This is a genomic window from Enterococcus sp. AZ126, assembly GCF_051714545.1.
GTDB lineage: Bacteria > Bacillota > Bacilli > Lactobacillales > Enterococcaceae > Enterococcus_L.
In genome coordinates, this window is the sequence record NZ_JBIOSB010000001.1 from 2,194,489 (window position 1) to 2,220,293 (window position 25,805).

At 35.3% G+C, this 25,805-nt stretch carries 21 protein-coding genes; 6 read left to right on the forward strand and 15 right to left on the reverse strand.

The window, feature by feature from the left end; genetic code table 11:
* Positions 1-87: 87 nt before the first annotated feature.
* The 3 genes from dhaS to IGI43_RS10420 all read right to left on the reverse strand — a co-directional run bounded on the left by dhaS (position 88) and on the right by IGI43_RS10420 (position 2,398).
* A complete protein-coding gene (dhaS, locus tag IGI43_RS10410; RefSeq protein ID WP_438757732.1) occupies positions 88-633 on the reverse strand; it encodes a dihydroxyacetone kinase transcriptional activator DhaS in 546 nt (181 codons plus the stop codon).
* Between the two features lie 125 nt (positions 634-758).
* A complete protein-coding gene (locus IGI43_RS10415) occupies positions 759-1,520 on the reverse strand; it encodes a hypothetical protein (RefSeq protein ID WP_438757733.1) in 762 nt (253 codons plus the stop codon).
* An 11-nt stretch (positions 1,521-1,531) separates the two neighbouring features.
* A complete protein-coding gene (locus IGI43_RS10420; protein WP_438757734.1) occupies positions 1,532-2,398 on the reverse strand; it encodes an ABC transporter ATP-binding protein in 867 nt (288 codons plus the stop codon).
* Positions 2,399-2,874: 476 nt separating this feature from the next.
* On the opposite strand from IGI43_RS10420, the gene IGI43_RS10425 reads away from it, so the two are divergent.
* The 4 genes from IGI43_RS10425 to IGI43_RS10440 all read left to right on the forward strand — a co-directional run bounded on the left by IGI43_RS10425 (position 2,875) and on the right by IGI43_RS10440 (position 9,643).
* A complete protein-coding gene (locus IGI43_RS10425; protein WP_438757735.1) occupies positions 2,875-4,059 on the forward strand; it encodes a choloylglycine hydrolase family protein in 1,185 nt (394 codons plus the stop codon).
* A 288-nt stretch (positions 4,060-4,347) separates the two neighbouring features.
* Positions 4,348-5,781 carry an amino acid permease gene (locus tag IGI43_RS10430; protein WP_438757736.1) on the forward strand — a complete coding sequence of 478 codons (1,434 nt, stop codon included), beginning with the start codon at positions 4,348-4,350 and terminating at the stop codon, positions 5,779-5,781.
* The gene (locus IGI43_RS10435; protein ID WP_438757737.1) at positions 5,753-8,179 is read left to right on the forward strand and encodes a YhgE/Pip family protein; all 2,427 of its coding nucleotides are present in this window, start codon (positions 5,753-5,755) and stop codon (positions 8,177-8,179) included. The genes IGI43_RS10430 and IGI43_RS10435 overlap by 29 nt, the downstream gene beginning before the upstream one ends.
* Positions 8,180-8,296: 117 nt before the next feature.
* The gene (locus IGI43_RS10440) at positions 8,297-9,643 is read left to right on the forward strand and encodes a glutamate decarboxylase (RefSeq protein WP_438757738.1); all 1,347 of its coding nucleotides are present in this window, start codon (positions 8,297-8,299) and stop codon (positions 9,641-9,643) included.
* A gap of 370 nt (positions 9,644-10,013) precedes the next feature.
* Here the strand turns inward: IGI43_RS10440 and IGI43_RS10445 are convergent, their stop codons facing one another.
* Positions 10,014-12,152 (reverse strand): coiled-coil domain-containing protein, encoded by a 2,139-nt coding sequence (locus IGI43_RS10445; protein ID WP_438757739.1) that lies wholly within the window; start codon positions 12,150-12,152, stop codon positions 10,014-10,016.
* Positions 12,153-12,755: 603 nt separating this feature from the next.
* On the opposite strand from IGI43_RS10445, the gene IGI43_RS10450 reads away from it, so the two are divergent.
* Positions 12,756-12,956, forward strand: a complete 201-nt coding sequence (locus IGI43_RS10450) for a hypothetical protein (RefSeq protein WP_438757740.1) — start codon at positions 12,756-12,758, stop codon at positions 12,954-12,956.
* 245 nt (positions 12,957-13,201) lie between these two features.
* Here IGI43_RS10450 and IGI43_RS10455 read toward each other — a convergent pair whose 3' ends face one another.
* The 9 genes from IGI43_RS10455 to IGI43_RS10495 all read right to left on the reverse strand — a co-directional run bounded on the left by IGI43_RS10455 (position 13,202) and on the right by IGI43_RS10495 (position 22,618).
* The gene (locus tag IGI43_RS10455) at positions 13,202-13,999 is read right to left on the reverse strand and encodes an HNH endonuclease (protein ID WP_438757741.1); all 798 of its coding nucleotides are present in this window, start codon (positions 13,997-13,999) and stop codon (positions 13,202-13,204) included.
* Between the two features lie 191 nt (positions 14,000-14,190).
* Positions 14,191-14,592, reverse strand: a complete 402-nt coding sequence (locus tag IGI43_RS10460) for a hypothetical protein (RefSeq protein WP_438757742.1) — start codon at positions 14,590-14,592, stop codon at positions 14,191-14,193.
* 20 nt (positions 14,593-14,612) lie between these two features.
* Complete coding sequence (locus IGI43_RS10465; RefSeq protein WP_438757743.1) at positions 14,613-15,140, reverse strand: HdeD family acid-resistance protein; 528 nt, start codon at positions 15,138-15,140, stop codon at positions 14,613-14,615.
* A gap of 265 nt (positions 15,141-15,405) precedes the next feature.
* Positions 15,406-15,783, reverse strand: a complete 378-nt coding sequence (locus tag IGI43_RS10470; protein ID WP_438757744.1) for a DUF956 family protein — start codon at positions 15,781-15,783, stop codon at positions 15,406-15,408.
* A gap of 128 nt (positions 15,784-15,911) precedes the next feature.
* Complete coding sequence (locus IGI43_RS10475) at positions 15,912-16,823, reverse strand: PTS system mannose/fructose/sorbose family transporter subunit IID (protein ID WP_438757745.1); 912 nt, start codon at positions 16,821-16,823, stop codon at positions 15,912-15,914.
* Positions 16,824-16,846: 23 nt separating this feature from the next.
* Positions 16,847-17,653: a PTS mannose/fructose/sorbose transporter subunit IIC gene (locus tag IGI43_RS10480; RefSeq protein ID WP_438757746.1), complete on the reverse strand. Its 807-nt coding sequence runs from the start codon at positions 17,651-17,653 to the stop codon at positions 16,847-16,849.
* 33 nt (positions 17,654-17,686) lie between these two features.
* Positions 17,687-18,685, reverse strand: a complete 999-nt coding sequence (locus IGI43_RS10485) for a mannose/fructose/sorbose PTS transporter subunit IIA (protein ID WP_438757747.1) — start codon at positions 18,683-18,685, stop codon at positions 17,687-17,689.
* 287 nt (positions 18,686-18,972) lie between these two features.
* Complete coding sequence (locus tag IGI43_RS10490) at positions 18,973-19,467, reverse strand: mannose/fructose/sorbose PTS transporter subunit IIB (RefSeq protein ID WP_438757748.1); 495 nt, start codon at positions 19,465-19,467, stop codon at positions 18,973-18,975.
* Positions 19,468-19,720: 253 nt separating this feature from the next.
* Positions 19,721-22,618, reverse strand: a complete 2,898-nt coding sequence (locus tag IGI43_RS10495) for a sigma 54-interacting transcriptional regulator (RefSeq protein WP_438757749.1) — start codon at positions 22,616-22,618, stop codon at positions 19,721-19,723.
* 268 nt (positions 22,619-22,886) lie between these two features.
* On the opposite strand from IGI43_RS10495, the gene IGI43_RS10500 reads away from it, so the two are divergent.
* The gene (locus IGI43_RS10500) at positions 22,887-24,518 is read left to right on the forward strand and encodes an ABC-F family ATP-binding cassette domain-containing protein (RefSeq protein ID WP_207113624.1); all 1,632 of its coding nucleotides are present in this window, start codon (positions 22,887-22,889) and stop codon (positions 24,516-24,518) included.
* Positions 24,519-24,618: 100 nt separating this feature from the next.
* On the opposite strand, the gene IGI43_RS10505 is transcribed toward IGI43_RS10500, so the two are convergent.
* Positions 24,619-25,260: a DUF421 domain-containing protein gene (locus IGI43_RS10505; RefSeq protein WP_438757750.1), complete on the reverse strand. Its 642-nt coding sequence runs from the start codon at positions 25,258-25,260 to the stop codon at positions 24,619-24,621.
* A gap of 21 nt (positions 25,261-25,281) precedes the next feature.
* Entirely contained in the window at positions 25,282-25,725 is a 444-nt protein-coding gene (locus tag IGI43_RS10510) for a DUF3290 domain-containing protein (RefSeq protein WP_438757751.1), read from the reverse strand.
* Positions 25,726-25,805: the final 80 nt, after the last annotated feature.

A 25,805-nucleotide genomic window follows, 5' to 3' on the forward strand; every position in this document is an offset into this window, starting at 1 on the left:
TGTGTTATAAACTCGTTCAGCTCTGACGAAAGAATTAAACAAAGATAATGAATACCTGTGCCGCTCCCGCTTACACACAAGTACTCATTATCTTTCTTCAAAACCCATTAAAAATGCGATTTTCATTTGTTCTGCAAAACGCTGTGAATCCACCTTACATCCGCCAATGATCCATTTTGTCGTTAAGGAAACCAATGCGTTCGCATAAAATTCTTCTAAAAACAAATGATCAGATTCTTTAAGTAACACTTTAGGTTCACTCTTTACAACAAGAACGTGACGGATCAACACTTTTAAATGCTGCGTATAAGATTCTTGAAATGAATTTTGACCTTCAAAAAGCAGAATATTTCGGTAAAATAGTTGATTTTCTTCAAAATAGACAAACAAATTTTCTAAAATGACCTTCCAGCCTTCATAGGCAAGATTATCTTCTATTTTTTCGATTGCCTCTTGTTGAAAAATCCAGTCCACTAAATCATATTTATCCTGAAAATAATCATAAAAAGTTTGGCGCCGTATGTGACTTTCCTGCATTATTTTTGCAATCGTTACTTTTTCAAAACCGATTTGGGCAACAAGTTTTTTAAATGTTTTAGCAATTTTCTTTTTTGTAATCAACGATCCGGTCATTTGCTTACACCTTTAATTTCTTTAGTCCTTTTATTGTACCAGTTAATCCGTATTTAGAAAAATAAAGATTCAAAAAATGAGAGAGGAAGCTGGACTTAGTCTGCCAGCCTTCTCTCTCATTTTTTTTACAAATTTTGTCTTTCTAATGTTCTTAACGAAATATAGCCAAAAACAACTATCGATAAAATCGTCAAGAATAATTGGAAAATATAACTTCCAGTTGTACTAAAATCAAATGAATAAGCTAACGTTTGTAATATTCCAGTTATCATACTGCTCAGAATATTGAAACCGATGAACAATAGAAATGAGAGATTTTTACCTTTCATGATGATACAAGACGTCGCAATCACCATCAGCATATTCAAGTAACCCAATAATCCAGAAACAATAAATTTCCCAAAACTCAAATCAGTATAATAAAAAGCCGAATTAAACCCTTCCGCAAAACTATCCCACACATCTAATTGGACTAATTTTACCAGAAACAATATCGTAGGAATCAATGCGATCATCAGCATCAACGCAATCGTACAGATAAATATAGCGCCTATTTTTGCAAAGAATAATTTTCTTCTGTTTACGCCAGAAGCGACCATCATCGCCATAACATTGTTTTTGTAATCCATAGAAATCATGTGAAATGGATAAACATAAGCAAAAATAACATTCCCAAAAAAGACAATTGCGCCAACGATTGCAACTGTTCCTATTAGCGATGCAGCAGCATTTGATTCATAATATGAATCCGAAAAATTTGACGCTAGACTTAAAGAAATCAGTGTTAAAACAATATTCAACACCCCTATAACTCCAGCGGTGATCAAAAAACTTTTATCTCGTAAAAATTTAAATAACTCCATTTTAAATATTAATTTTCCAGTCATTTTCGCCCCTCCTAATTCAATTTCTCATCTAAAATTTTCACTTTAGATAATTCAGAAATTTCAATTGATTCCTCTGTCAAACATTGTTTCACAAGTGCCCAACGTTTATCAGAGATGTCCAATTTAACGCCACCATCATCTTCTACCTGATAATAATAATTAGCGTCATCTAAAATTTCTATCAGACGACTATTATTTGTCGTATCAATACGGCGAATTTGTTTTTCTTTTTCAGCATTGATATCGATTGTTTCAGAAATTCGACCGCGATCGATCACATACACAATATCACACAATGCTTCTAAATCATTTTGGACATGACTGGAAATTACCAATGTTAATCCTTCTTCTGTCAATTGTTTCAAATAATGTTTAAACCATTTAACTGTGTCGATATCTAAACCACGAAATGGTTCATCTAGAATCAAAACTTCTGGTTTATGCATCAAAGCAATCAACAAAATCAACTTTTTCTGCATACCATAAGAATAAGTTTTTACTTTTTGATCCAACACGACATATAAATCCAATTCTCTCGCCAAATCTTTTGCTTTTTCTTCATCAAACATCCCACGTAAACCAGAAAAATACTGGATGTTGAACCAGCCTGAACGATTCGAATAGACAGACATGCCGTCTAAAACGATTCCTACATTCAGTAATACTTCGTTATGCTGTTTTACAGAAGTATCATCAATCAAAATATCTCCTTGATAATTAGAGATAATATTCGTCATACATTTAAATAACGTCGTTTTACCCGCACCATTGTGTCCAACTAAACCATATGAAGTACCTTTTTCAAAGTCTAATGAACGAATGTTCAAAACTTCAGCACGACCATAGCGCATAACCAGATCCCTTACTTTAATTTCCATAGTAAACTCCTTTAAATTTTTTGTTGTCTTTTTCACATTCAGAATGCTTAATGTGAAAAAAGATGAACAATATTAGTTTATCATGTTTTTTCTTATATATGGGGGTCGATTGAAAATAAATTTTTTTGCTAGCATGCTACTAAATTTAAGGATCCTGGCATATAAGAATAGAGAAGTTCCATATTTTCTTCTAAAAAAACTGTTACTAAATTATATCGATTTAGTTCCTAGAATTTGCTTTACTATTTTTAATTAACGCTCAGACTTCATTAAATTCAATTATTTATGTTTCAATTCAAATATAATATTACAATTTTTTAGAGTAACTAAATTTTTATTTTTTACATTTTTTATTAAATAGAAAAACTTTATAAAATTAATATCAAATTATCAAGGCTTTTATTTTTTAAATATATATTAATGATGTTATATTTAACTTGTCAAAAAAAAAAATTCAAGTGAAGGACGTGTTTTTTATGTGTACGAGTATTTTTACCGAAACCAAAGATAACAAACATTTACTGGCTAGAACAATGGATTTTTCATTTACGTTGGATCCCAACGTTTTATACCTTCCAAGAAATTATGAGTGGGTATCTGAAGCAGATAAAGAAAAACATCAGTCTAAATATGGACTTTTGGGAGCTGGTCGTTTACTAGGAACTTCTTATTTTGTTGCTGATGGTGTAAATGAACATGGTTTAGCTATCGCAGAATTATACTTACCTCAAAAAGCAGTTTATCAAAAAGAACTTGAAGATGACAAAATTAATTTAGCACCACACGAATTTATCACATGGGCTTTAGGGAAATTCAAATCCATCTCAGATTTAAAAAAAGAACTTTCTAAAGTTAATCTTTTTGAAGTTCCTGCACCACTTATAGATACCGTTACCCCTTTACACTGGATTCTAACAGATACAACTGGAAATTGTATGGTGATTGAACCAACTGGAAAAATGCTTCATCTTAAAGAAAATCCAGTCGGTGTTATGACAAATACACCTCTTTTAGAATGGCATATTGAAAATTTAAGTAATTATTTGAATGTTCGTCCTAAACAATACGATCCTGTACAATTTGGAACCTACACTTCTCACGCATTCTCTCAAGGAACAGGAACATTAGGATTACCTGGTGGTTATACTCCTCCTGAAAGATTTATTCGGGCAGCTTTCTTTAAAGAAAATATCGATCAACCAGCAATTGAAGTTGAAGCGGTAACAAACGCTGTCAAAATTTTAGCAACGGTTCAAATTCCTAAAGGGATTGTTGTTACAACTGAAGATAAAGAAGACTATTCTCAATATATTGGCATGATGTGTAATGAAAGTAAAACCTACTATTACACCGATTACAACAATACGCGTATTTCTCAAGTAACATTGACTAAAGAATTACTAGAAAGAGAAACACCAAAAGTGTTTGTGACTAAAAAGGCAGAGGATATCAGTATTCTTAACCAAGAAACTATATCACCAGAAGAAAAAGTTTCTAATCTTGAACAAAAAGAGTCAGCTGGACTAAATACATTAGATATGCTTCGTCAAGAACTAGCATTGGGCTTAAAAGCCGCAAGTGATGGCAGTTTGGATAATGATGCACATCAAACAATCGATCAAGCGATAGAACAACTAAAGCAATTAAAAAATAATATCTAGACTTATCTGACCGACTGTAACATTCAAATCTTTTCCCACAATTCCTAATGGGATAGTCTGAATAAGGCAGTTATATAACTGCCTTATTCAACTTAAAACAACCGAAAAAGCCGAAAAATTCATTTTTTTTAGCTTTTTTATAACATCCTAGCATCTATTTATGAAGTATTAAATATAGGAAATACATTAATTTTTTGTATTTAAAATAAATAAACTGGTCTATCTATTAGAGTTTTAAAACAAAAAAATTTGAAAGATTAAAAATATTAAATAAGGGGGGAATGAAAAGTGGATAAAAAGAGAAACATTTCCGCATTTGGTTTTTTCGCGATGACAGCTTCGTTGTTTATTACAGTTTATGAATATCCGACTTTCGCTGATTCAGGTAAAACATTAATTTTTTTCTTATTACTTTGTGGAGTATTTTGGTTTTTACCTGTTGCGTTAAGCTCGGCTGAACTTGCAACCATAGAAGGTTATCAAGAAGGTGGGATTTTTAGTTGGGTTGGTGAGCCGTTAGGCGAAAAATTTGGTTTTGCAGCTATCTTTTTTCAATGGTTTCAAATTACAGTTGGTTTTGTAACGATGATTTATTTTATTATCGGAACAGTATCAGATGTTTTGAACATCCCTATTTTAAATAATAATGTCGCTGTAAAATTTCTTTTTGTCATTTCAATATTTTGGTTACTGACTGTTCTTCAATTTAAGGGAACAAAGATAACCGAACGAGTAGCAAAATATGGCTTTTCTATTGGGATTGTCGTTCCAGTATTGCTCATGTTAGTTTTAGCAATCAAATATATTGCCTCTGGAAATCCGATTTCAACAAATTTTACGGATTCCCACTTTTTACCTGATAAAAGTAATATTGCCGCACTCGTTTCATTTGTACTCGCATATATGGGTGTTGAAGCGTCTGCTCCACACATTACTGATTTAGATAACCCTAAGAAAAATTATCCTAAAATCATGTTTGCTTTAGTTATTGTTGGGGTTGTTCTTAGTACAATCGGCGGTAGCGTTGTAGCCATGGTTTTACATGGAAATATTTCAGCCAATACAGGCGTTGTAGATGCACTAAAACAAATGATTTCACCAGGGAAAGAATCTCCCCTAGTCATTATTTTGGGTTTACTCGTCTCATTTGGTGTCATGGCACAGGTAAGCTCATGGATCGTTAGTCCCACAGAAGGATTGCAATTCGTTGCTTCAAAGGGTTTATTACCAAAAAAATATGAAGAAACAAATGAGCATGATGTTCCAGTCCCACTATTAATGGTTCAAGGACTCGTTGTAACTGCTTGGGCGGCTATTTTGACCTTTGGTTCTGGTAGTTCAGGAGGCAATGTTTCATTTCAAACTGCAATTTCATTAACGGTAATCATTTATCTAAGTGCCTATATTTTATTTTTCATCGCTTATCTAGTTGTCGTTTTCAAAAAGAAAGAACTGAAAAGAGATTACCAAATACCTGGTGGTCAAAAAGTTAAAATTTTTGTTGCCAGTGCAGGTCTATTGGTTTCGATCGCTGCTATTGTCACTGCATTCATAATACCTGATACAATGACAAAATCAGAAGGTAAAACGTATATAACCACATTGATTTTTAGCTACATCGTAACTGTCGTTGCTCCTTTTCTATTTTATCAGTTCTATAGCAAGAAAAATAAATTGAAAGGAGTGGTACATCATGAAGATGGCCAAACAAGAATGGATTAATTTATTCCGTAATAAAATATTATTAATTTCAGTCATCGCGATTACATTTATACCGATCTTATATTCATCTATTTTTGATAAGTCTGTTTGGGACCCTTATGGTCGGGCGAAAGATTTACCGGTAGCAGTCGTAAATGAAGATAAACCGACAGAATTATTAGGACAAAAAATGAATGTTGGTCAACAAGTTGTTGATAATTTAAAAAAAGATCATCAGTTAGATTGGCATTTTGTTTCAAAAGAAGAAGCCGAAAAAGGCATGAAGGATTTAAAATACTACATGATCGTTACAATCACTGAAGATTTTTCAAAAAATGCGGCTAGTATCATTAATCAAACGCCAGAAAAAATGGAAATTATTTATACAACGAATGACTCATTAAATTATATCGCCAATGAAATTTCAACAGTAGGTGCTACTGCTCTGGAAACGCAAGTTAGAGAACAAGTTGTTACAGCTTATGCAACTGCCGTTGTAGAGGCGGGAGAAAAATTAGTTGGTGCGCTTGGGCAAGCCGCTGATGGTGCAAATCAACTTGCAGGTGGTGGCAGTCAACTTCAAACAGGACTAAAACAATATACTGACGGTGTCTCTCAAGCAGATGACGGTTCTAATCAGTTAGCCGATGGAACAGGTCAATTAGCGAATAGTATTGGGCCATTAGCTTCAGGGGTCTCACAATTGGATTCAGGTGCGAATCAATTAAGCTCTGCCTTGAATCAAGCAAATGATGCTTTAGCTCCAGTCCAAAACAATATTACAGGTATTGACGCTGGTTTAACTCAATTGGCTGCTGGTACTCAGGATTTGGCCAATGCTTTGACCACATTCGAAAATAATTTAGATCCAAATGTAAAAGCCGTTCTAGACAATGATTTACAAAATATTCGTAATGAAATCAACTCCATTATTACAAATAAAGATAAACTATTAGGTATTTCCGGTGAAGCAACAGCTGTAGCGGATCAAGCAACAGTGGCTAGTAATAGTTTGAGTGGTGCCAATTTGGAGATTCAAAAAATACAAACGGATATTGATTCTTATGTCGCTGGATTACTTGCCAACACCACGATTCCAGAGGATGAAAAAGCCAATATCGTAAGTTCGATCACGAATAAAGTTGATACAATTTTAAATGAACAGATCGCTTCAGCAACAGCACAAATCAACACTTCTTTAGCAACAGTTGAATCCGAACTAGCTACTTTAAGTGCTAGAGCCGCAGAGTTATCCGCTTCAGCAAACGATATAAGCAATATAACAAATGCTATGGCAGCTTCTGCACAACAATTATCTGCTTCTGAAGCAAGTATCCAAGCTGGCGTCAATACGTTTGATTCCTTATTGAATCAAGTGCCAGGTTCATCAAATGCCGTAGGATTAACGAATGGTTTGTATGCCATCAGCTCTGATTTAAATCTTGTGGCTACTAAGCTACCTACTGCTTTAGCGGGAGTCAATCAATTAACAACAGGAAGCGGACAATTATCTTCTGGTTTAGATCAATTGCAAAGCCAAATCCCAACACTTTCAAGTGGGGTCAATCAATTAAATACAGGTGCCGATCAACTGCAAGCAGGATTAGCAGAATTAAATGAAAACTCACCTGAACTAATGAGTGGCATCGGTCAGCTAGAAGGTGGCGCAAAAGAATTAGCCTCCGCTTTAGATGAAGGAGTTAATGAAAGTTCAACTCTAAAAATTACGAAGAAAAATATTGATCAATTCGCTGCACCTACTTCGTTGAAAAATGATGAATATAGTAAAGTAGCAAATTACGGTGAAGCATTAGCTCCTTATATCATGTCACTTGCGCTATTTGTCGGCTCTATGTTGTTCAACTTTATCTATCCAATTAGAAAAATTTCTATAGCAGGACAATCCAGTGGAGCATGGTGGTTGAGTAAAGTCAGTCTAGGTTTTGGTGTTTCAAGTATGATGGCAATCATCCAAGCAAGTGTGATGTTATTGATTGGATTACACGTTGATAATGTTTTCCAATTTTTCTTAACAGCATTTGTTAGTGCCTGGTCATATATGGCTATTACAATGTTCTTAGCAATGACCTTCGACAACCCAGGGCGATTCGTAGCGATGATTCTCTTAGTGTTACAACTAGGCGGTGCCGGCGGAACATTCCCGATTCAATTACAAGCACCATTCTTTAGTATGATCCATCCTTATCTTCCAATGTCTTACTCCGTTTATGCGTTTAGAGAAGCCATCTCTGGCGGGATCGGGGCTCCATTATTTATAAAGAGTATCTTGATTTTAGTCGTATTGATGATCGTATTTGTCGCACTATTGCGCTATTCAATGCATATACTACAAAAGAAACACCTGCAAAATGTTTCTGAATTGAATGATAATCAAAAATTACAAGGTCTAGAAAATTAAAAGTGCCAATAAAATTTCGAATTGTAAATAATCGAGTTGATGAATTAAAATCTAACAAGTTACTAGTTTGTACTGTGCAAAGTTTATAAAAATAAACAGAGAATAGGATGGATTATTATGACAAACAAAGATTTTTCTACTCAAAAATTACCTTCAAAAACATTTTTTGAAGATGGTATTGGCTCTGAAGTTGCGTATGATGCGATTAAAAGTTACTTAATCGATGAAGGGAATTCAAGACAAAACTTAGCAACCTTTTGCCAAACTTACATGGATGATGAAGCAATCAAGTTGATGTCTGAAACCTTAGATAAAAATGCTATCGACAAGTCTGAATATCCAAGAACAGCTAAAGTCGAAGCCTCTTGCGTAAATATGTTGGCAAATCTCTGGAATGCACCGAGTGAGAATTTTATTGGTACTTCAACCGTTGGTTCAAGTGAAGCGTGTATGCTAGGTGGAATGGCTATGAAGTTTAGATGGCGCAATCTAGCAGAGAAAAAAGGAATTGACGTCACAAAAAGAAAACCAAACTTAGTTATTTCATCAGGTTTTCAAGTTTGCTGGGAAAAATTCGGTGTTTATTGGGATGTTGAACTTAGAGAAGTTCCTGTCGATCCCGAGCATTTAAGTTTAGATTTAGATCGAGTGTTTGATTATGTTGATGAGTATACGATCGGTATTGTAGGGATTTTAGGGATTACGTATACAGGTAAATTTGATGACATTCAAACACTAGACAAGATGGTCGAAGACTATAATGCAAAAAACAATGTTGACCTCGTTATTCATATTGATGGCGCAAGTGGCGGAATGTTTGTTCCTTTTGTCAATCCAGAATTAGTTTGGGATTTCCGCTTGAAAAACGTCGTTTCAATTAATACCTCTGGTCATAAATATGGATTAGTCTATCCAGGTGTTGGTTGGGTCATTTGGAAAGATCGTGAATATCTTCCAGAAGAGCTGATCTTCGATGTTAGCTATTTAGGTGGGCATATGCCAACAATGGCAATCAATTTCTCAAGAAGTGCCAGCCAAATTATTGGACAATATTATATGTTTTTAAAATTAGGTTATAATGGGTATCGTCAAGTTCATACTGAAACGAAAGACGTCGCTATGTATCTCGCTAAATCCGTTGAAGAAACAGGATTGTTTGAAATTTATAACGACGGTTCAAATATCCCGATTGTTTGTTATACCTTAAAAGAAGACGCTCAAGTGAAATGGACACTGTATGATTTAGCTGATCGTTTACTCATGAAAGGTTGGCAAGTTCCAGCATATCCATTGCCAAAAGATATGGACAATGTCATCATCCAACGCTTTGTCTGTCGTGCAGACTTAACTATGCCGATGGCAGAAGAAATGGTTGAAGATTTTAAAGAAGCAATCAAAGAGCTAGCAACTGCTACTGTTTTAGGTCATGATAGCGGTGAAAAAGTTCATGGATTTACCCACTAGTCATAAAATGTCTAACAGGATTTATTTTCTTTAAGTCCTTAAGTTATAAGCTTCTTTTAGAAATTTAGATGCTTTATCAATTAATACTGAGCGCCCATTATAATAGACACAAGGAAAAACAACCATTTTTCTAGTCTAATATAGTGGGGGTTTTTTATATTGTGTATAAAGCTTATGTTCATCAAAAAATTATAACTAGCATAAATTAAATTCTACTAAAATACGACGACCTAACGCCAGTAGAACTCTGGGTTATAGTCGTCGAATGATCCTCTTTATTTCATTTGAAAAGCATCGTTTTGTACTTTATTTAAACGTAACCTTGAATAATTCTTTTTCCAATGTCAACTTGCTAAAGTGTGATCCACTACTATCCTTCATTTTGTCGTGCAAGATACGCCTCCAGATATTCACTCAATAATTTATATCCTTCCATCTTTTGTTCCACTTCTTTAGGACAATAAATCCACTTACCCATAACTTTTCGTTTCTTGGACAGTATTTCTACTTCCTCTAAGAAGTCATTCAGATCGTCGATCAGCTGTTGACTACTTAATTCATTACCCAACAAAATATCTTTCTTTTCACGTTCATATACTGATGCCCACAAATACGGCAATACTTCTATTTTTCGAATATTCGCATAAAAAGAATCTTTAGGCATCATCCCTTTATGTCCCATCCCTCGTCCTTGTTGGAAAAACGAATGGATATCCCACTCTAATTTCTTCAAATGACGTAAAGACAATCCTTGTGCCTCTTCGGATTCATGACTATTTTGATTATATCCATCCTCTAATGCCCATGAACTTCTAGTTCCCACTGTCTGAGGATGCTTTTCTGAAACTCGATCAAGCATTTCTTCGATTGCTAGCGTAACGGTTGGCCTTTCCTCGTCTACCATAGGTCTTGTTGGTCGGTTTGCTTGTAGAAAAGCCTCTTTACTTGGGAAACTTCTGCTTTCTTGCACACTGGGCTTTTGCTGTGACGCTGTTGGAAGCGTTGGCTTAACAGCAGGTGGTGGTCCTATTATCGTGTTGTTCGTTCTTGCTACAGGAGTTTGCTGAACGATTGGAGCTGGTTCTTGTTTTGCGATTGGCGCCGCTTTTGTTGTTTGGCGCATTTTTTGTTCTAATTCAGCAATTTTTTGATGCGCTTTGATCAATTGAATATCAACTTTACCAACTGTTTGCGTTAATTTTTTTATTTCTGTAGCATTTGATTTTAATTGCTCTTGATCTTTTTGATGTTGTTCAGCTAATTTTTTAGCTGAATCACTTTTTGTTAGTCTGACTGTTGGTACTTTTTTCTTTTCATTTTTGATTGTTGTAAGCTCAGTTTCAACGGTCTGCAGTTTCATTGTTAATTGATTTATCACTTGATTTAATTTAACAGTCTCTGATGCTGTTTCTTGTAGTTGTCCATGATCTTTTTCTATTCTTGCCAATGCTTCAGCATCCGATTTTGTTTCAACTGTTGATTCAACAACGTTCAGTTTATCGTTTATCTGCTGTAATTGTTGGGCAATAGTTATAACTTCTTCATTTGTTGTCGCTAATTTATCCGCAAGCTTACTTTGTTCATCGATTGTCTTTTTAGCAATAGAAAAATTTAATTTCGGTCTTTTCACTTGTTTATTTTTATCGATTGTTTTATTCAGTTCTTTGACTTTTTGATCTGAAAATGCTAATTCTTGCGCTAATGCATCGATTCTCTTTATGGCGTCTTCTAAACGAGTTTCCATAGTCGGTCCTGATTCTTCACCTGAGCCAAATGTGATTTTGAATTTAGGTGGGATTTTGGGCTTGGGAATGGTCGCTAGTTTATTATTTACATGGGCTTTGAATAGTGAAAATTCTTCCGCTAATTGGGTAATTTTTTTAGTTGCCAAAGTTAGTTTTTGGGCATTTTCGGATTCCAATGCCTCTTTAGCAGCAACTTTACTCTGTATTACTTTGACTACTGGCGGTGTTCTCTTGTCTTTGACTGATTGAACTTCTTTGTAAACATCATTTAAGTTTTCACTAAATTGATTCATCATTTCTGTTAAAAGTAAGACTTCACTATTTGTTTCCTGCAGCCCTTTTATCATTTCGAGTGGAACTTCTTCAGTTACACTGGACACATGCTCTAAAGGCAATTCAGGCACTTCTAAGCTACTGATCCAAGTCCTTAGATCGCTGATTTGCAACTTACTTAGCGGATGTGCCAAGGCCAATAGTAGTGTGACATAAACGGCTTTTTGTGTCATACGTACATATAGATTTTTCGCAACACAATCTTCAAATTCATGATTAAACTCTTCTGGAAGCACTGTTAAAAGTGCTTCAAACTGTTCAGGTTGCTCATAATCTTCTGATAACTCAAATTTTCTTATCAGATAAACTGAATATTGACTCAGCACTTCATCTGAATAAATCTCTTCCCCTAATCGATTTGCTTCAATTTCTTTTCTTAAAAATACTTTTTTATTTACTGTTGTATTTTTTGTAAGATTCAACTTTTCCATATGTACTAACGGCCCCTTTTTATCTTGTACCTTACCTTTTTATTTTGAAACGCTCTTTTTCATTCAAAGAGGCTGAAACCAACGTATCGTTTTAAAAATCAAAACCCTCAACTTAATTATCATTCGCTTAACAGTCGATTAGATTAAATGAGTCATAAAGTGTCAAAACAATTTTCGCAGTAACAGTTTGATTGGATTGAAGCAACTACAAATAGCGCTATGCTACATATGTTCCAATTCCCTCTGCATCCTTTTTTTAATTATATGTTTATTACGTTCATTTTTTAACAATCATTTTTAATTTTACCTTAAAAACAACTGGATTTGTTTTCATAAAATGTCAGAATATCATAAAAAATTGAGAATAACCATAAAAAATCGATGCAGAATTTTTTTTAATGTCGGTTTATCTATTTATTTAACAAAATAAGGCTGGATTAACATTCCTGCTATCAATAAAATCTCCGACCTAAGCAATGGTAAATAAAATGACAATGCCCGTCTAAAGGTGGAGAGAAAATCAGCCTAAAGGTGGATTCCGTGTTCAAGAATTCTTGCTATACTTTATTCATAGAGAACAAGAAAAAATGGAGGATTTAAAAAATGAGACAACAATCAATGGTAATGAATATCGTAATGGTCATCGGGTTATTTTTTGTAGGAAGTATTGTTTTAAGTATTGTGCTTGGGCTTTTAGGTAGTCTATTGTGGTTTGCTATCAAAATCATGATTCCTGTAGCAATCGCCGTTTGGTTGGTTCGTGTGATTTCAGTTCCGTCAAATAACCGTCGTAGATATTATTAATCGTAGTAGTCAATTCAACTTTTTAGGTTTCATTATAAATCAAAAACGATTCCATTCTTAAATGAACGGAATCGTTTTTGATTTTATTTATACAGATTTCCACGGAAAGCTTGTTCCAGGCTATCAAAGTAATTGATCGATCCTTTTGTTTGAATTTCCATCTTCCCTTAACATTTGTTATTCTACTACAGTGGGGAGCCTGTTTTGTCTCAATCTTCTTGGGATTGGTGTAATTTTTTGAGAATTTAAGTTGATTTGTTGATTTTTTTTGCATACATTTTATCTCGATGAAGTAAAAGTTGCTGCTCTTTAATGTTTTCAATTGCCTGAACTGCATAAGCTACACCGCTATGATAGTCTTTATGAACTTGCTTAGAAACGGTTAAAAGGTTTGCTTCATGATCACTTCCACCTGCTGACACTAACACTAAGTGATGGATTTCCAGTTGTTGATTACTTGCTGGTATTCTGACGCCAAAACGATTTATCATTGCTAGATCTTCGCCTGTCACTCTACAATAAAATCGATCTCTGCTCGCAATCCTATAAGGTAACGTAGAAATTCCCCGTTTGAAAAACGTCGCTTTGCCATAATTACGACTACAACGGTCCGAACAAAAGGATCTTCTTCGTCCTTCTAAGGGGCGATTACACCATTTGCATAGTCCTATATCTTCTCGAAAATCAATCGTTTCAAAGCCGATTTTTTCACCAAAAACTTTTTCATATTCATATAGACTTAACCATCGTCTTACATAAGTATCTGATTTTTCTTCTAAACGTAATTGACTACCCTTCGCCTTATAAATGTATTTATCTGGTATTTCTTCCACTATTTCCTGAATTTCTTTTTTTCGTTCAATCGTAAAAGCCGAAAAATCATTTGTTGATAATTCTCCTACACCGAATTGCCCGATGGTCTTACATTTAAAGCAAATATAAAATTGCGGCGATAGTGAAGATTCTTCTGAAAAAAGTAGTTCGACTTTTCTGGAACATTTTGGACAATAGGCCTTAGGCAATTTAAAGCGATGATAGTTCATAGTGTCATTCCTTTATGTTTTTTTCTATTATAACGTACTTTTGAAATCAAAAGAGGCTAGCACATAACTCTACGAGTTATATCCTAGCCTTAAGGAATCCAAATAAACGGTGGGAGCAGAAGCAACTCCTTCGGAAATAGAGATTTCTGTCCCATCCTCCACTTGTATACTATTCAATCAAGAATCAGATATTAGCCTAATTCTTCTGTTTTTTTAACGATTTTTTTAATTTCATGAATAGCTTTCTTTTGTTCCAAGTAGCTTTTCACTTTATTTTCGTCTCCATCGATTTTACCTAAAGTTGTATCTAGTTTGTCGATTTCAGCATTGATTTGATAAACTAATGACTCTTGATCATCAATCCAGTTTTCAGCATTTTTAACTGCTTTATCTTCTGCTTTTTGTTCTTCTTTTTCGATTTTATTTTCTTTACGGATAATTGATTTCACTTCATGCAATGCTTTTTCTTGTTCAAAAAAATGTTTGACTTTGCTATCAGTGTCTTCCATTTTTCCAAGAGTAGTATCTAATTTATCAATTTCTTTACCGATTTTTTCTACTAATTTTACTTCTTTTTCTGCATAATTTGTCATGTTTATTTCCTCCTAATTTTTTATCTAAATGCATAAACGATATGCGTAATACCAAAAAGCATAAAATAAAATCCAACTAAAAAACTTAATGTTAGTGCAGAAGATAAGGGATTCATCAATAACATGATTCCTAAAATGATTCCTAAAACATCCACGACTAATGTAAACCAAAAATAACCAGTACTAACTGATTTCGCCAAATCTAAGGCGAATAGACCAAAAACAGAATCCAAGATAAACCAAATCGCAAATATGAATGGTAACGCTGCAACACCGATATTTAGGTTAAATAAAAAATATACCCCAATAATAATATCGATTACACCTAAAACGATTGGTGCATATGCTTTATACCCTGTTAATTCCTTCATTCTGTTACGAGCAAAAATTTCAAAAATTCCTTTTAAAATCGCAAAAATGGCAAACACCATCACGATTGCAATTAAGTTTCCGGCTGGATCTTGAAAAGATAGTAATGCTGTTAGAACAAATAGAATTCCCAGAATCAAAGATCCCCAGTCTATACCTTTTCTGCTTGTTTCGTTCATAATATTACACTCCTTTGTCATTCTCTCTACATTTTTATGGTACTCCTAAACTCTAATATAATCAAAAGATAACACTTAAATATCAAAATTCTAAACATTCTAAAATGATTTTGTTAAAAATATCATACTTAAGTTTTTAACAACTATTTCTAAGAAGATACCTTCAGGTCGATTACACCATTGGTTGACCATTTTAGGTGCCTCCATTTTGATAGGTTGGAATAGAAAAAAGCCTGGCAATATAACACGCCAGACTTTTTTATACCTATCCTTTTTTCTTACCCAACGAAAGAAACGCACGCTTGATCACATCAAAAAATCCTAAAGACTGCACCATATGATCCGGTGCTACATATTCCTGTATTTCCCGAAGCACTTTTTTTGGCTTTTTAGAAGAGAACGTAAACGTTCCATTTTTCTTTGTTTGGATTGCGTAGCGTGGAATCCATTTTCCCTTAAACATCACCGAAGCGATCACATAATCGACTTCTTCCCACGGAATTTGAACAAATTTTCGGCTATCACGAGAATTGTAAAATTCAAAACCTTTGTCACCGATCATAATTTTCCCATAATCCGTAAGTCCTGTAAAAGCGGTGGCATCCGTTATGAAATCTACTTTTGTATTTAGTGATTGAACCATTTTATTTGCCTCATTTCTTCAGTGATTTATCTTGTTCATTATACGTTTTTTCAAACAATTAAGCTATGTAAAAGAACTTAGGGCAAAACTGGGGAATCTTTTGCCCTAAGTTTAAAATTCAGATTATATTATAGTAAGCCAACGACATGACCAAGTACGCCGACTACGAACAAACCAAGAATAATAACGATCGGTGAAACTTTTTTCTTCAATAACCACATACAAAAGAATGTTAATAGTAATGCTGCTAGACCAGGAATCAATTGATCCAAGTTATCTTGTAAAGTCGTCACTTTCATTGCTGAGAGTGCTTTACCTGAGCCAACTTCTTCAAAAGCTTTTTGTAGTCCATCTCCACCAGCCGGAAGTTTGTCCCACTCTATATAGGCACCTTTGTCCAATTTAACAGTAGAAACGATTGGGAGAAACTTGATGGATACCCACCGTTGTACTAATGCTGCCAGTACAAACATCCCCAAAATAGAAGCACCTTTTGTTACATCTTGCAATAATCCGCCAGAAAGATCTTCTGTGATTTTAGAACCTGCTTTATAGCCAAATTCTTGTGTATACCACATAAATGACCAACGAATAATATTCCAAGCTAGGAAGAAAATGATTGGACCAAGAATGTTACCACCAATTGCAAGGGAAGCACCTAAGGCACCCAACATCGGACGAATCGTAAACCAGAATACTGGATCACCAACACCCGCTAAAGGTCCCATCATCCCAACTTTTACCCCTTGAATCGCTACATCGTCAACAGGAGCCCCATTGGCACGTTCTTCTTCCAAGGCTAAGGTTACACCAAGAATCGGTGACGCAATATATGGGTGCGTATTAAAGAACTCTAAGTGACGTTTTAAAGCTGCTGATTGATCTTCTTTTGATTTGTATAATTTTCGAATCGCTGGGATCATTGAGAAAGCCCAACCACCATTTTGCATACGTTCATAGTTCCAAGAGCCCTGAATGAATGTAGAGCGCCATGCAACGGCTAAACGATCTTTTTTGGATAATTCAATTTTTTCTGCCATGTCTCTTCTCTCCTCCTTCAGGATTAATAATCATTTAAAATATCGCCAAGTGGATCACCAGTATTGCTTCCACCGCCGCTACCATTTGAAGAACCGCCCATTTTAGAAAGATTCAAGTAGATCAACGCTAAAGCTACACCTAAAGCACCTAATGCGATTAATGTTAATTGAGAAATTGCTGCTACGACAAAACCAATGATAAAGAATGGCCATACTTCTTTTGTTGCCATCATATTGATTACTAAGGCATACCCTACAGCCACAACCATACCACCACCGATAGCCATACCTTCTGTCAACCATGCAGGCATTGATTCTAATGCTGATTGAACCGTTTCTGCTGGAATGAATAAAAGTGCTGCTGCTGGAATCGCAATCCGAATCCCTTGCATACATACAGCTAAAATATGAAGCATTTCGATTTTTCTAATGTCACCTTTTTCAGCTGCCGCATCCATCATGTGTACGATTGGGACAGCAAGTGTACGAACGATCATTGTTAAGAAAAGGCCTGCTACTGCAAGTGGTACAGCAATCGCGATTGCTGATGGAACACCTTTAACGCCTTGTCCACCTAATACTAAAATAATTGCTGATGCAACAGATGCTAATGCAGCATCTGGTGCTACTGCGGCTCCAATGTTCGCCCAACCAAGTGCGATCATTTGTAACGTTCCGCCAAGAACGATTCCGGCTTCTAAATTACCTGTTACTAAACCGATCAAGGTACACGCCACTAACGGTTGATGAAACTGGAATTCATCTAGAATCCCTTCCATACCAGCTAGAAAGGCAACTAAGATTACTAAAATAATTGATATAATAGACATGATAAGCCTCCTATTTTCATTTAAGATTTTGTGTTATTTTGAATGTGCTTGTGCTAACTCATGCTTTGCTTTTTTAAGGATTTCATCCATGTTGGCACTAGAATCATTCGGCACTTTACGAACATCAAATTTAATACCCAAATCTTCTAATTTTTCAAATGCCTCAACATCTTCTTGTCCCATTGACAAGACTTTACTTACGACTACTTTGCCGACTGAATGCGCCATAGAACCAACGTTTACTTCTTTGATCTCTACGCCTGCTTCAACTACTTTCACCACATCTTCTGGGTTTTCAAACAATAATAAAGCTTTCGTATTTCCAAAGCGTGGATCTTTCGCGATCTCAATCATTTTGCTGATTGGGATAACGTTTGCTTTTACGCCAGGAGGAGCTGCTTGTTCAATCAATTTTTTACGGAGATCATCTTTTGCTACTGCATCTGAAACAACGATGATTCGATTTGGTAAAACGGATTTTGTCCAAGCTGTCGCTACTTGACCATGTAATAGACGAGAATCGACACGTGTTAAAACAAACTTGATTTTGCCATCACCGACAACAGTTCCAGCAGGTAGCGCACCTTTTGGTTGTTTGTCTTCAACAACTGCTTTAGGCGCTTCTGTAGGTTCTAGTTCTTCTGGCTTGATTCTCACGCCTTCTTTGGCAGTTTCAAGGATATGTGTAGCGATTTCTTGCGCCGAATTCATTGAGAAACGTGATGCATAAGCTTCAATCAACATTGGTAAATTCAATCCGCTAACAATTGCCCATTTGTCTTTATGTTCTTCAAAAAGGCTATTTGCTTGGTTAAACGGTGTTCCTCCCCATAAATCGACTAAGAATAGTACTTCGTCTTCTTCATCAAACGTTGCGATTGCTGCTTTTAACTTTGCTTTTAAATCATCTGGGCCTTCGCTGGGCATCAATACAACTGCTTGTACTTTTTCCTGTTCACCAAAAATCATGGAACCGGATTGTAAAATGCCTTGCGCAAATTCTCCATGGCTAGCAATAATAATTCCTACCATAATTTGATACCTCCTATATTTTTTTCAATTACTTTGTCATGACTATTATCAACAGATGAAAACACTTACTAAAAAAATAGAAAAAGAAAAAATGCGTTACTCACCTTGTGTTATCAATCACTTCTTGCGATCTGTCAGATAATTTTTGATGACCACCTACTACTCAACGATCATTTCACGTATCAACTTTGATCGATCGGACCACTCCTTCCAATTTCTATGCATAAGATACGACAATCGATATTAAGCTAATCCGTCATGCCATTTATATAGAAGCTGAAAAAGAATCATACTAACTGTTCTTTTTTCAGCAATTCCATCAAATCTACTTGGTTGTCTGCAACCACTTTGCGAATTTCTAATGTAATACCTTGGTCATGTAAGTACTTGAATGCCATGATATCCTCTTCATTTACAGCAACAGCATTTGTGATCATACGCTTGCCGCTGGTAAAACTCATTCCACCAATATTGACAGAACTGAATACTACATTGCCTTCAATCACACGTTTTACATCTTTAGGATTCGTAAACAATAACATTACTTTTAAGCGATCGAAACGTTCATCCGAAAAAATTTCGATCATCTTTTCAACTGTAATAACATTTACTTTTACTCCAGGTGGCGCTGCTTGTACAAGCAATGCTTTTCTTAATGTATCGTGTGCAACAGCATCGCTAATGACTAAGATACGATTTACATTAGTACTTTTGGTCCAGACAGTCGCAACTTGTCCATGGATCAAACGATCATCGATTCGCACTAAACGAATATCCATCATGTATTGTGCTCCTCCTCTTGGTTAGTCGGATCAGTAAATGCTGGACTCGTTATTAATAAAATACTATGCCCTGACATTTATTGCCAAAATAACGACTAGCATCATAGCCAAATCATTACAAATGGACTGATTGAATAATAGACAGATTTTGTCTTGTGACTTATTTAAAGCAATTTCCGTGCCAAAATTAGTGTATTGCTAAAATAAATAGAAATCTAAGGGTTTTTTTAAGAAAATACACAAAGAAGATACACTAAAATAGTGTATCTTCTTTGTGTATTGGAGCTAGTGTATCTTCTGTATTTTGCGCTTGATTCAATTGTGTATTTTTGATCAGCTGAATAATATAATAAACTTCTTCCGGAGGTAACTCTAGTTTAAAGAGTTGTTTTAGATAGCGTGCTGCTTTCATTATGATTTCATAACTAGGTTCTATTGTGATTTGTCCTTGTTCTTCTTCCGTGATCGTTAGTGTATCGCGCTGTACTATTCTTTCTAGCATACCGGCTAGATGCATGACTAAATTAACATAAAACGAATAGTCCAACTGCAACTTAAGCTTCGTTCTGATAATGTCCGCAAATTCCCACAGAGGCTCGATCACTTTTTTAGGATTAATGAAGGTAAAACTTTCTTCCATATAATCAATACAGATTTTTTTGGCGACAGCTTCATCCATTTCTTGTATTTCTATATGAATTTCGCTATCCATCAATAGCTGATTGATCACAGACTCCGCTTCGCCAGAGAAAAAGGTTTCCATTGGAATAAATGGTCCTGAAATTTTTGGATCGGTGATTCCAGTTGTCGCGATCACACGGTATTCTTCTTGAATCGTAACGAGCTGGTCTTTCATATCAATAATGGATAACGGTAATACTTCTAATTCTAAGCCTAATTGCGGTGGAACAGCCGCTTCAATCATTTCTTTCATTCGTTTAGCTGTTCCTTCACCAGAAGCACAAATTGCAATGATTGCCCGTTTTTTCCAAGAAGACGAAGAATCAACTTCTCTTTCTTGATGGATATCCGCATATCCTTGAAAGTTTTTCAATGAATCATATAAGGTATCTAGCTGTGTATCGATTAGTGTCGTTTTTCTTGCTGTTTCTAAAACAATAGGGGTCGTGACCATATCGACGGTTCGTACTTCAATTCCAGTTTGGCGTGTGATTTCATCTGAAAAAGTAGCTAAAGAACCCATATCTACTAAAAGAATCACGCCACTGTCTTCATTGACTTCTTTCACTGCATTGATGATTTGACGCAGTGCTTCTTTTGGCTGCATCTCCAGCGGCATGTCAATCGCTCTTAAATTGTCGACATTCAACAGCTGAGATACCACTTGTACCATACTTGTGGCTGTACTTTTCCCATGAGCTGCAACGACGATCCCGATCCGTCCTGCATCTTTGTTTTCTCTCAGTGAGATTAGTAACACAGCTAGATAATACGTTTCAAATTCTGGAATCTTCATTTGATAATTGATTTCTATAATGCGTTTTATTTCTTGTGCTGTCTCAAATTCTACTGGATAATCCAACACCATATTCCGAATATTTTCGTTTAATTGATGCTGACGCTCTTCGCCATTTTGGATTCGTTTCAAAAATGAGCTAATGTGTAAGCTCATCGCGTAAATAAAATTGGACTGAAAATTGTAATTTAATTTTTGTTTGGCGAAATTGTAGATCTCTTTAGTGACATCGATAATACGCTGATCTACGATTTCTGCTAATTTGTTTTCAGTATCAAATGTAAAACCGTGATCTTTATAAAAAGATTTTAAATGGACATTAATGTCTGTCGTTATAAAATTATTGATCACTTCTTGTTCCAGTCCGTCTGCTTTTAACAGGGCTGCTTTATCTCCAATGATTTCATATAAATTATATGGTAGTTCATAAGAATCCGATTGTATCTTCACTAAAGGTTCGTTTGGCGTAACGATCATTTGTGGTTCTAAATATTTTGATAGTTCGGCCAACGCGTCACGATTACTTGCCAATTGCATCATGCCTTCTTTAATGCTATCCGTCAATTCATCGATCGTGATCGTCAGTTCATCTTGGTCAATATGGTTTAAAAAACCTCTAGCTGTCACTAGCTGAACATTCGACTTCAACTGCCCTACATTTCCATATGAAACACTCCCGATCAAGGCTTTCACTACATCCTCTGATAACGATATTTTTTTCTGGATACGAGAAGCTTCCATTGAAATCATCACTCTAAGTAAATCGATTTTCTCTTTTGCCGGCCGATCGATAAAATTAGGCAACTGAATGATGATCGGAATTCTACGGACAAATGTGTTCAATAACGAAGATGTTGGATTTTCAGTTGTTGCACAAATGATTCGTACTTCTGCACGGCGATTCTTAACGGTTTCACCTAACCTTGAATAGGTCCCATGATCCATAAAATAAAAGACCATCTCTTGTCCTTCTGGTGGTAAACGATGAACCTCGTCAAGAAATAGAATACTTCCATCTGCTTCATGGATGATCCCTTCTTTGGCTTTGGTTGCACCTGTAAATGCGCCTTCTGCATAGCCGAAAAGGTGAGACATCAATAGTTCTGGATTATGGGCATAATCTGCACAATTAAAAACAATAAGCTTTTTATCTGAGTCGATCACATGGTTAAGTAGCGCAAATTGGAACATCGCATGAGCAAAATAGGTTTTCCCAGAGCCAGTTGGTCCAGTAATCAAACAATTCAAGCCTTTGGGTGGGTATAAGATTGCAGCTTTCGCTTGTTCAACAGGCGTTCTCATACTACCAGTTGAACCAATCATGCCTTTAAAAATATCTTCTCCGGCAAACTTTTTAACTGGTTTATGCGTGCGAGTCACAGATGTGGAATGGTCTTCAATTAGGCTCTGTTCTCGGTAACTTTTTACAGGTTTCGTCAATGGTTGGTATTTGAAAATGGCTTGATCGACATATTTGACTGGACGTCCTTCTATCTTCTCCAATAATCCTTCACGAACCAGCTGATTCAAGTCTTTACTGGCATTCGTTCGTTGAATAGTCAAAGCATTGGAGACATCTTCTGTCGTCACACCGCTTCCAAAAGAAACATCATTTGATGTCAGATTTTCTGTCTGCTCTTTCACATAAAGATAAATTCGTTCGATGCGCTTCACCTATTATGTCTCCTTTCAAATTTAAAAGCTGAATAACAATAAACGATACACTAATTTTATGTGTATCATACAGTGTATCGTTTTAAAAGTACACTAATAACCTTTTATTAAATTGTTTCACATGAAACACTGTTTTCTTAAAAAGTCAGCTCATTTTGATAAAATCCATAAGGTATTTCTGAAAAAGTCTGAAATTCCTTGAAATATATAGCTTTCCTCGCTATAATGCAGAGAGGTTTAACTATTCTATATGAAGTGAGGAAATCAATTGATTACTGTAAATGATGTAAGTTTGCTATTTTCAGACCGCAAACTTTTTGATGATGTAAATATTAAATTCACCCCTGGCAACTGTTATGGGTTGATTGGCGCTAATGGTGCAGGTAAATCAACATTCTTAAAGATTTTATCTGGCGATATCCAACCAACGACGGGTAATGTTGCTTTAGGCCCTGATGAACGTTTGGCTATTTTAAAACAAAATCATTTTGATTTTGAAGATAATACTGTTTTAGAGACAGTTATTATGGGACATAAACGTTTGTATGAAGTCATGAAAGAAAAAGATGCTGTCTACATGAAAGAGGATTTCACTGATGAAGATGGAATCAAAGCGGCAGAACTTGAAGGTGAATTTGCAGAGTTGAACGGTTGGGAAGCTGAACCTGAAGCAGCTGTTTTACTGCAAGGTTTAAACATTCCTGAAAGTCTACATGACCAAAAAATGAGTGAATTAACTGCTGGTCAAAAAGTCAAAGTGTTGCTTGCGCAATCACTATTCGGCAAACCAGATGTTCTACTACTAGATGAGCCGACCAATGGTTTGGACACTCGTTCGATCAATTGGTTAGAAGAATTCTTGATCAATTTTGAAAACACTGTTATCGTTGTTTCCCATGACCGTCACTTTTTAAACAAAGTATGCACACACATGGCCGATCTTGATTTTGGTAAAATCAAATTATATGTCGGGAACTATGATTTCTGGTTAGAATCAAGCCAATTAGCGGCAAAATTACAATCGAATGCAAACGCGAAAAAAGAAGAGCAAATCAAAGAATTACAAGACTTTATCGCTCGTTTCAGCGCGAATGCATCGAAATCAAAACAAGCGACTTCTCGTAAAAAAATGTTGGATAAAATTACATTAGATGACATTCAGCCATCTTCTCGTCGTTATCCATTTGTTGGATTTACTCCAGATAGAGAAATCGGAAACGATCTACTTCATGTAGAGAATGTTTCAGTAACGATCGATGGCAAGAAGATTTTGGACAACATCTCATTCTCTTTAAATAACGTTGATAAAGTAGCCTTCATTGCAGATAATGATATCGTTACGACAACTTTATTCAAAGTGATCATGGGTGAAATCACACCGGATACAGGTAGCGTACGTTGGGGTGTTACAACAACTCAAGCTTATCTGCCAAAAGACAACAGCAAAGACTTTGATACTGATCTAACCATTTTAGATTGGTTACGTCAATTTGCAAGTAAGGAAGAAGATGACAATACATTCTTACGTGGTTTCTTAGGAAGAATGTTATTCTCTGGTGAAGACGTACTGAAATCAGTAAACGTACTTTCAGGGGGCGAAAAAGTTCGCGTAATGCTTTCTAAATTGATGCTATCTAAATCAAATGTGCTTGTTTTGGACGATCCAACCAATCACTTAGATTTAGAATCGATCACTGCTTTGAATGATGGATTGATGGCATTTACTGGTGCAATTTTATTTGCTTCACATGACCACCAATTTATTCAAACATTAGCAAACCGAATTATTGCTGTTTCTGACAAAGGTGTGGTTGACCGTGCAGATACAACTTATGATGAATTCTTAGAAAACAAAGACGTTCAAAAACAATTGGATGAATTGTTTTCTGGTGAGTATTAATCACTATTACTGTCTAAAAAATGAGAGGGTGAGACAAAAGTACTTTTTACTTTTGTCCCACCCTCTTATTTCGTTTATCCATTTAAATCCTTTTTTTCCCCTACATATTTTTTTCATACCCATATAATTTTAATTTTCCTGAGAGATACTCACCTAGATAGATTTCATTGATTCCTTTATACGCTTCATTTTGAACTTGTTCTGTTAGCCAATCAATATCTTTGTTGATCAATTCCAATACATCATAATTTGCTTGACCATCTACAATGATTGGATATCTAATATTTTCATCGCCGAATTCTATGATCGTCAGTTGACCATTTTGTTCTAAAACAGCTCTCTTCACATTCTCAACTTCGTAAATAGCATTTGCTCTTAATTTAAACATCAATTCATTCGCTGAGATACCACATCTTAAACACTCATTCACATCCACTTTTCCATCTTTGATCAATGTGATGGGTCTGCCGTCCACAATATACTTCACATAGCGATTATGCTCTTTTGCAAACTTAACAGTCAAGACAAGCAAAGTCCAAATAATCAACACTAAAACAAACTGTAAAACACCAATCGATTCATTATAAATCACGCCGCCGATAATTCCACCAAGTACATAATTTTGAACTTGATCCATTGCTGAAGAAGGTGCTAAATTGCCTTTTCCCATTAAGTTGATTTGGATGATTAAACAAATAATCCCCAAACCAAGTTTGATAATAATTGGACTATAAAGTTGCATGTTATCTTCCTTTCTATTCTATTATTTCGTAATTGAAATATCCGGGTTCATCAAATGAGCTTCTTCTAAAATGTATGAGTTTTGATCGGCACTTAATGTCGTTTTATAATAGTTGTCTTCGATTTTTATAAGTGTTCCGTCAACTAATTGCGTTGAATTTACAAGAATATCCTTTTTATCGACACCTTTTTCTTTTGATATTTGTTTCACAAAATTAACCATTTGAGAGGATTGTGAATTTTTGCTTTGATTCAGTGTGTAATCAGAGTACTGAACGCCAAGTAAAAACAGTAACAGCAAAAAGGTGATAATACTCAAGTCACGATATTTGGTTTGAATACGATGACGCATATACAAACTAAATGCAATGATCAAAACGATCAAAGCACCAAAAATAAAAAAATATTTGATATAATCATTTAAATTCGATTGTGTCTCTAAATAGTCTATACCGTAAAAATTCAATAAAAACGCCTCCCAAGAATTAGTCCCTAGAATAGGTAGTAGTCTACCTTATTTTTTAAGAGTTCGATATCAGGTAATAC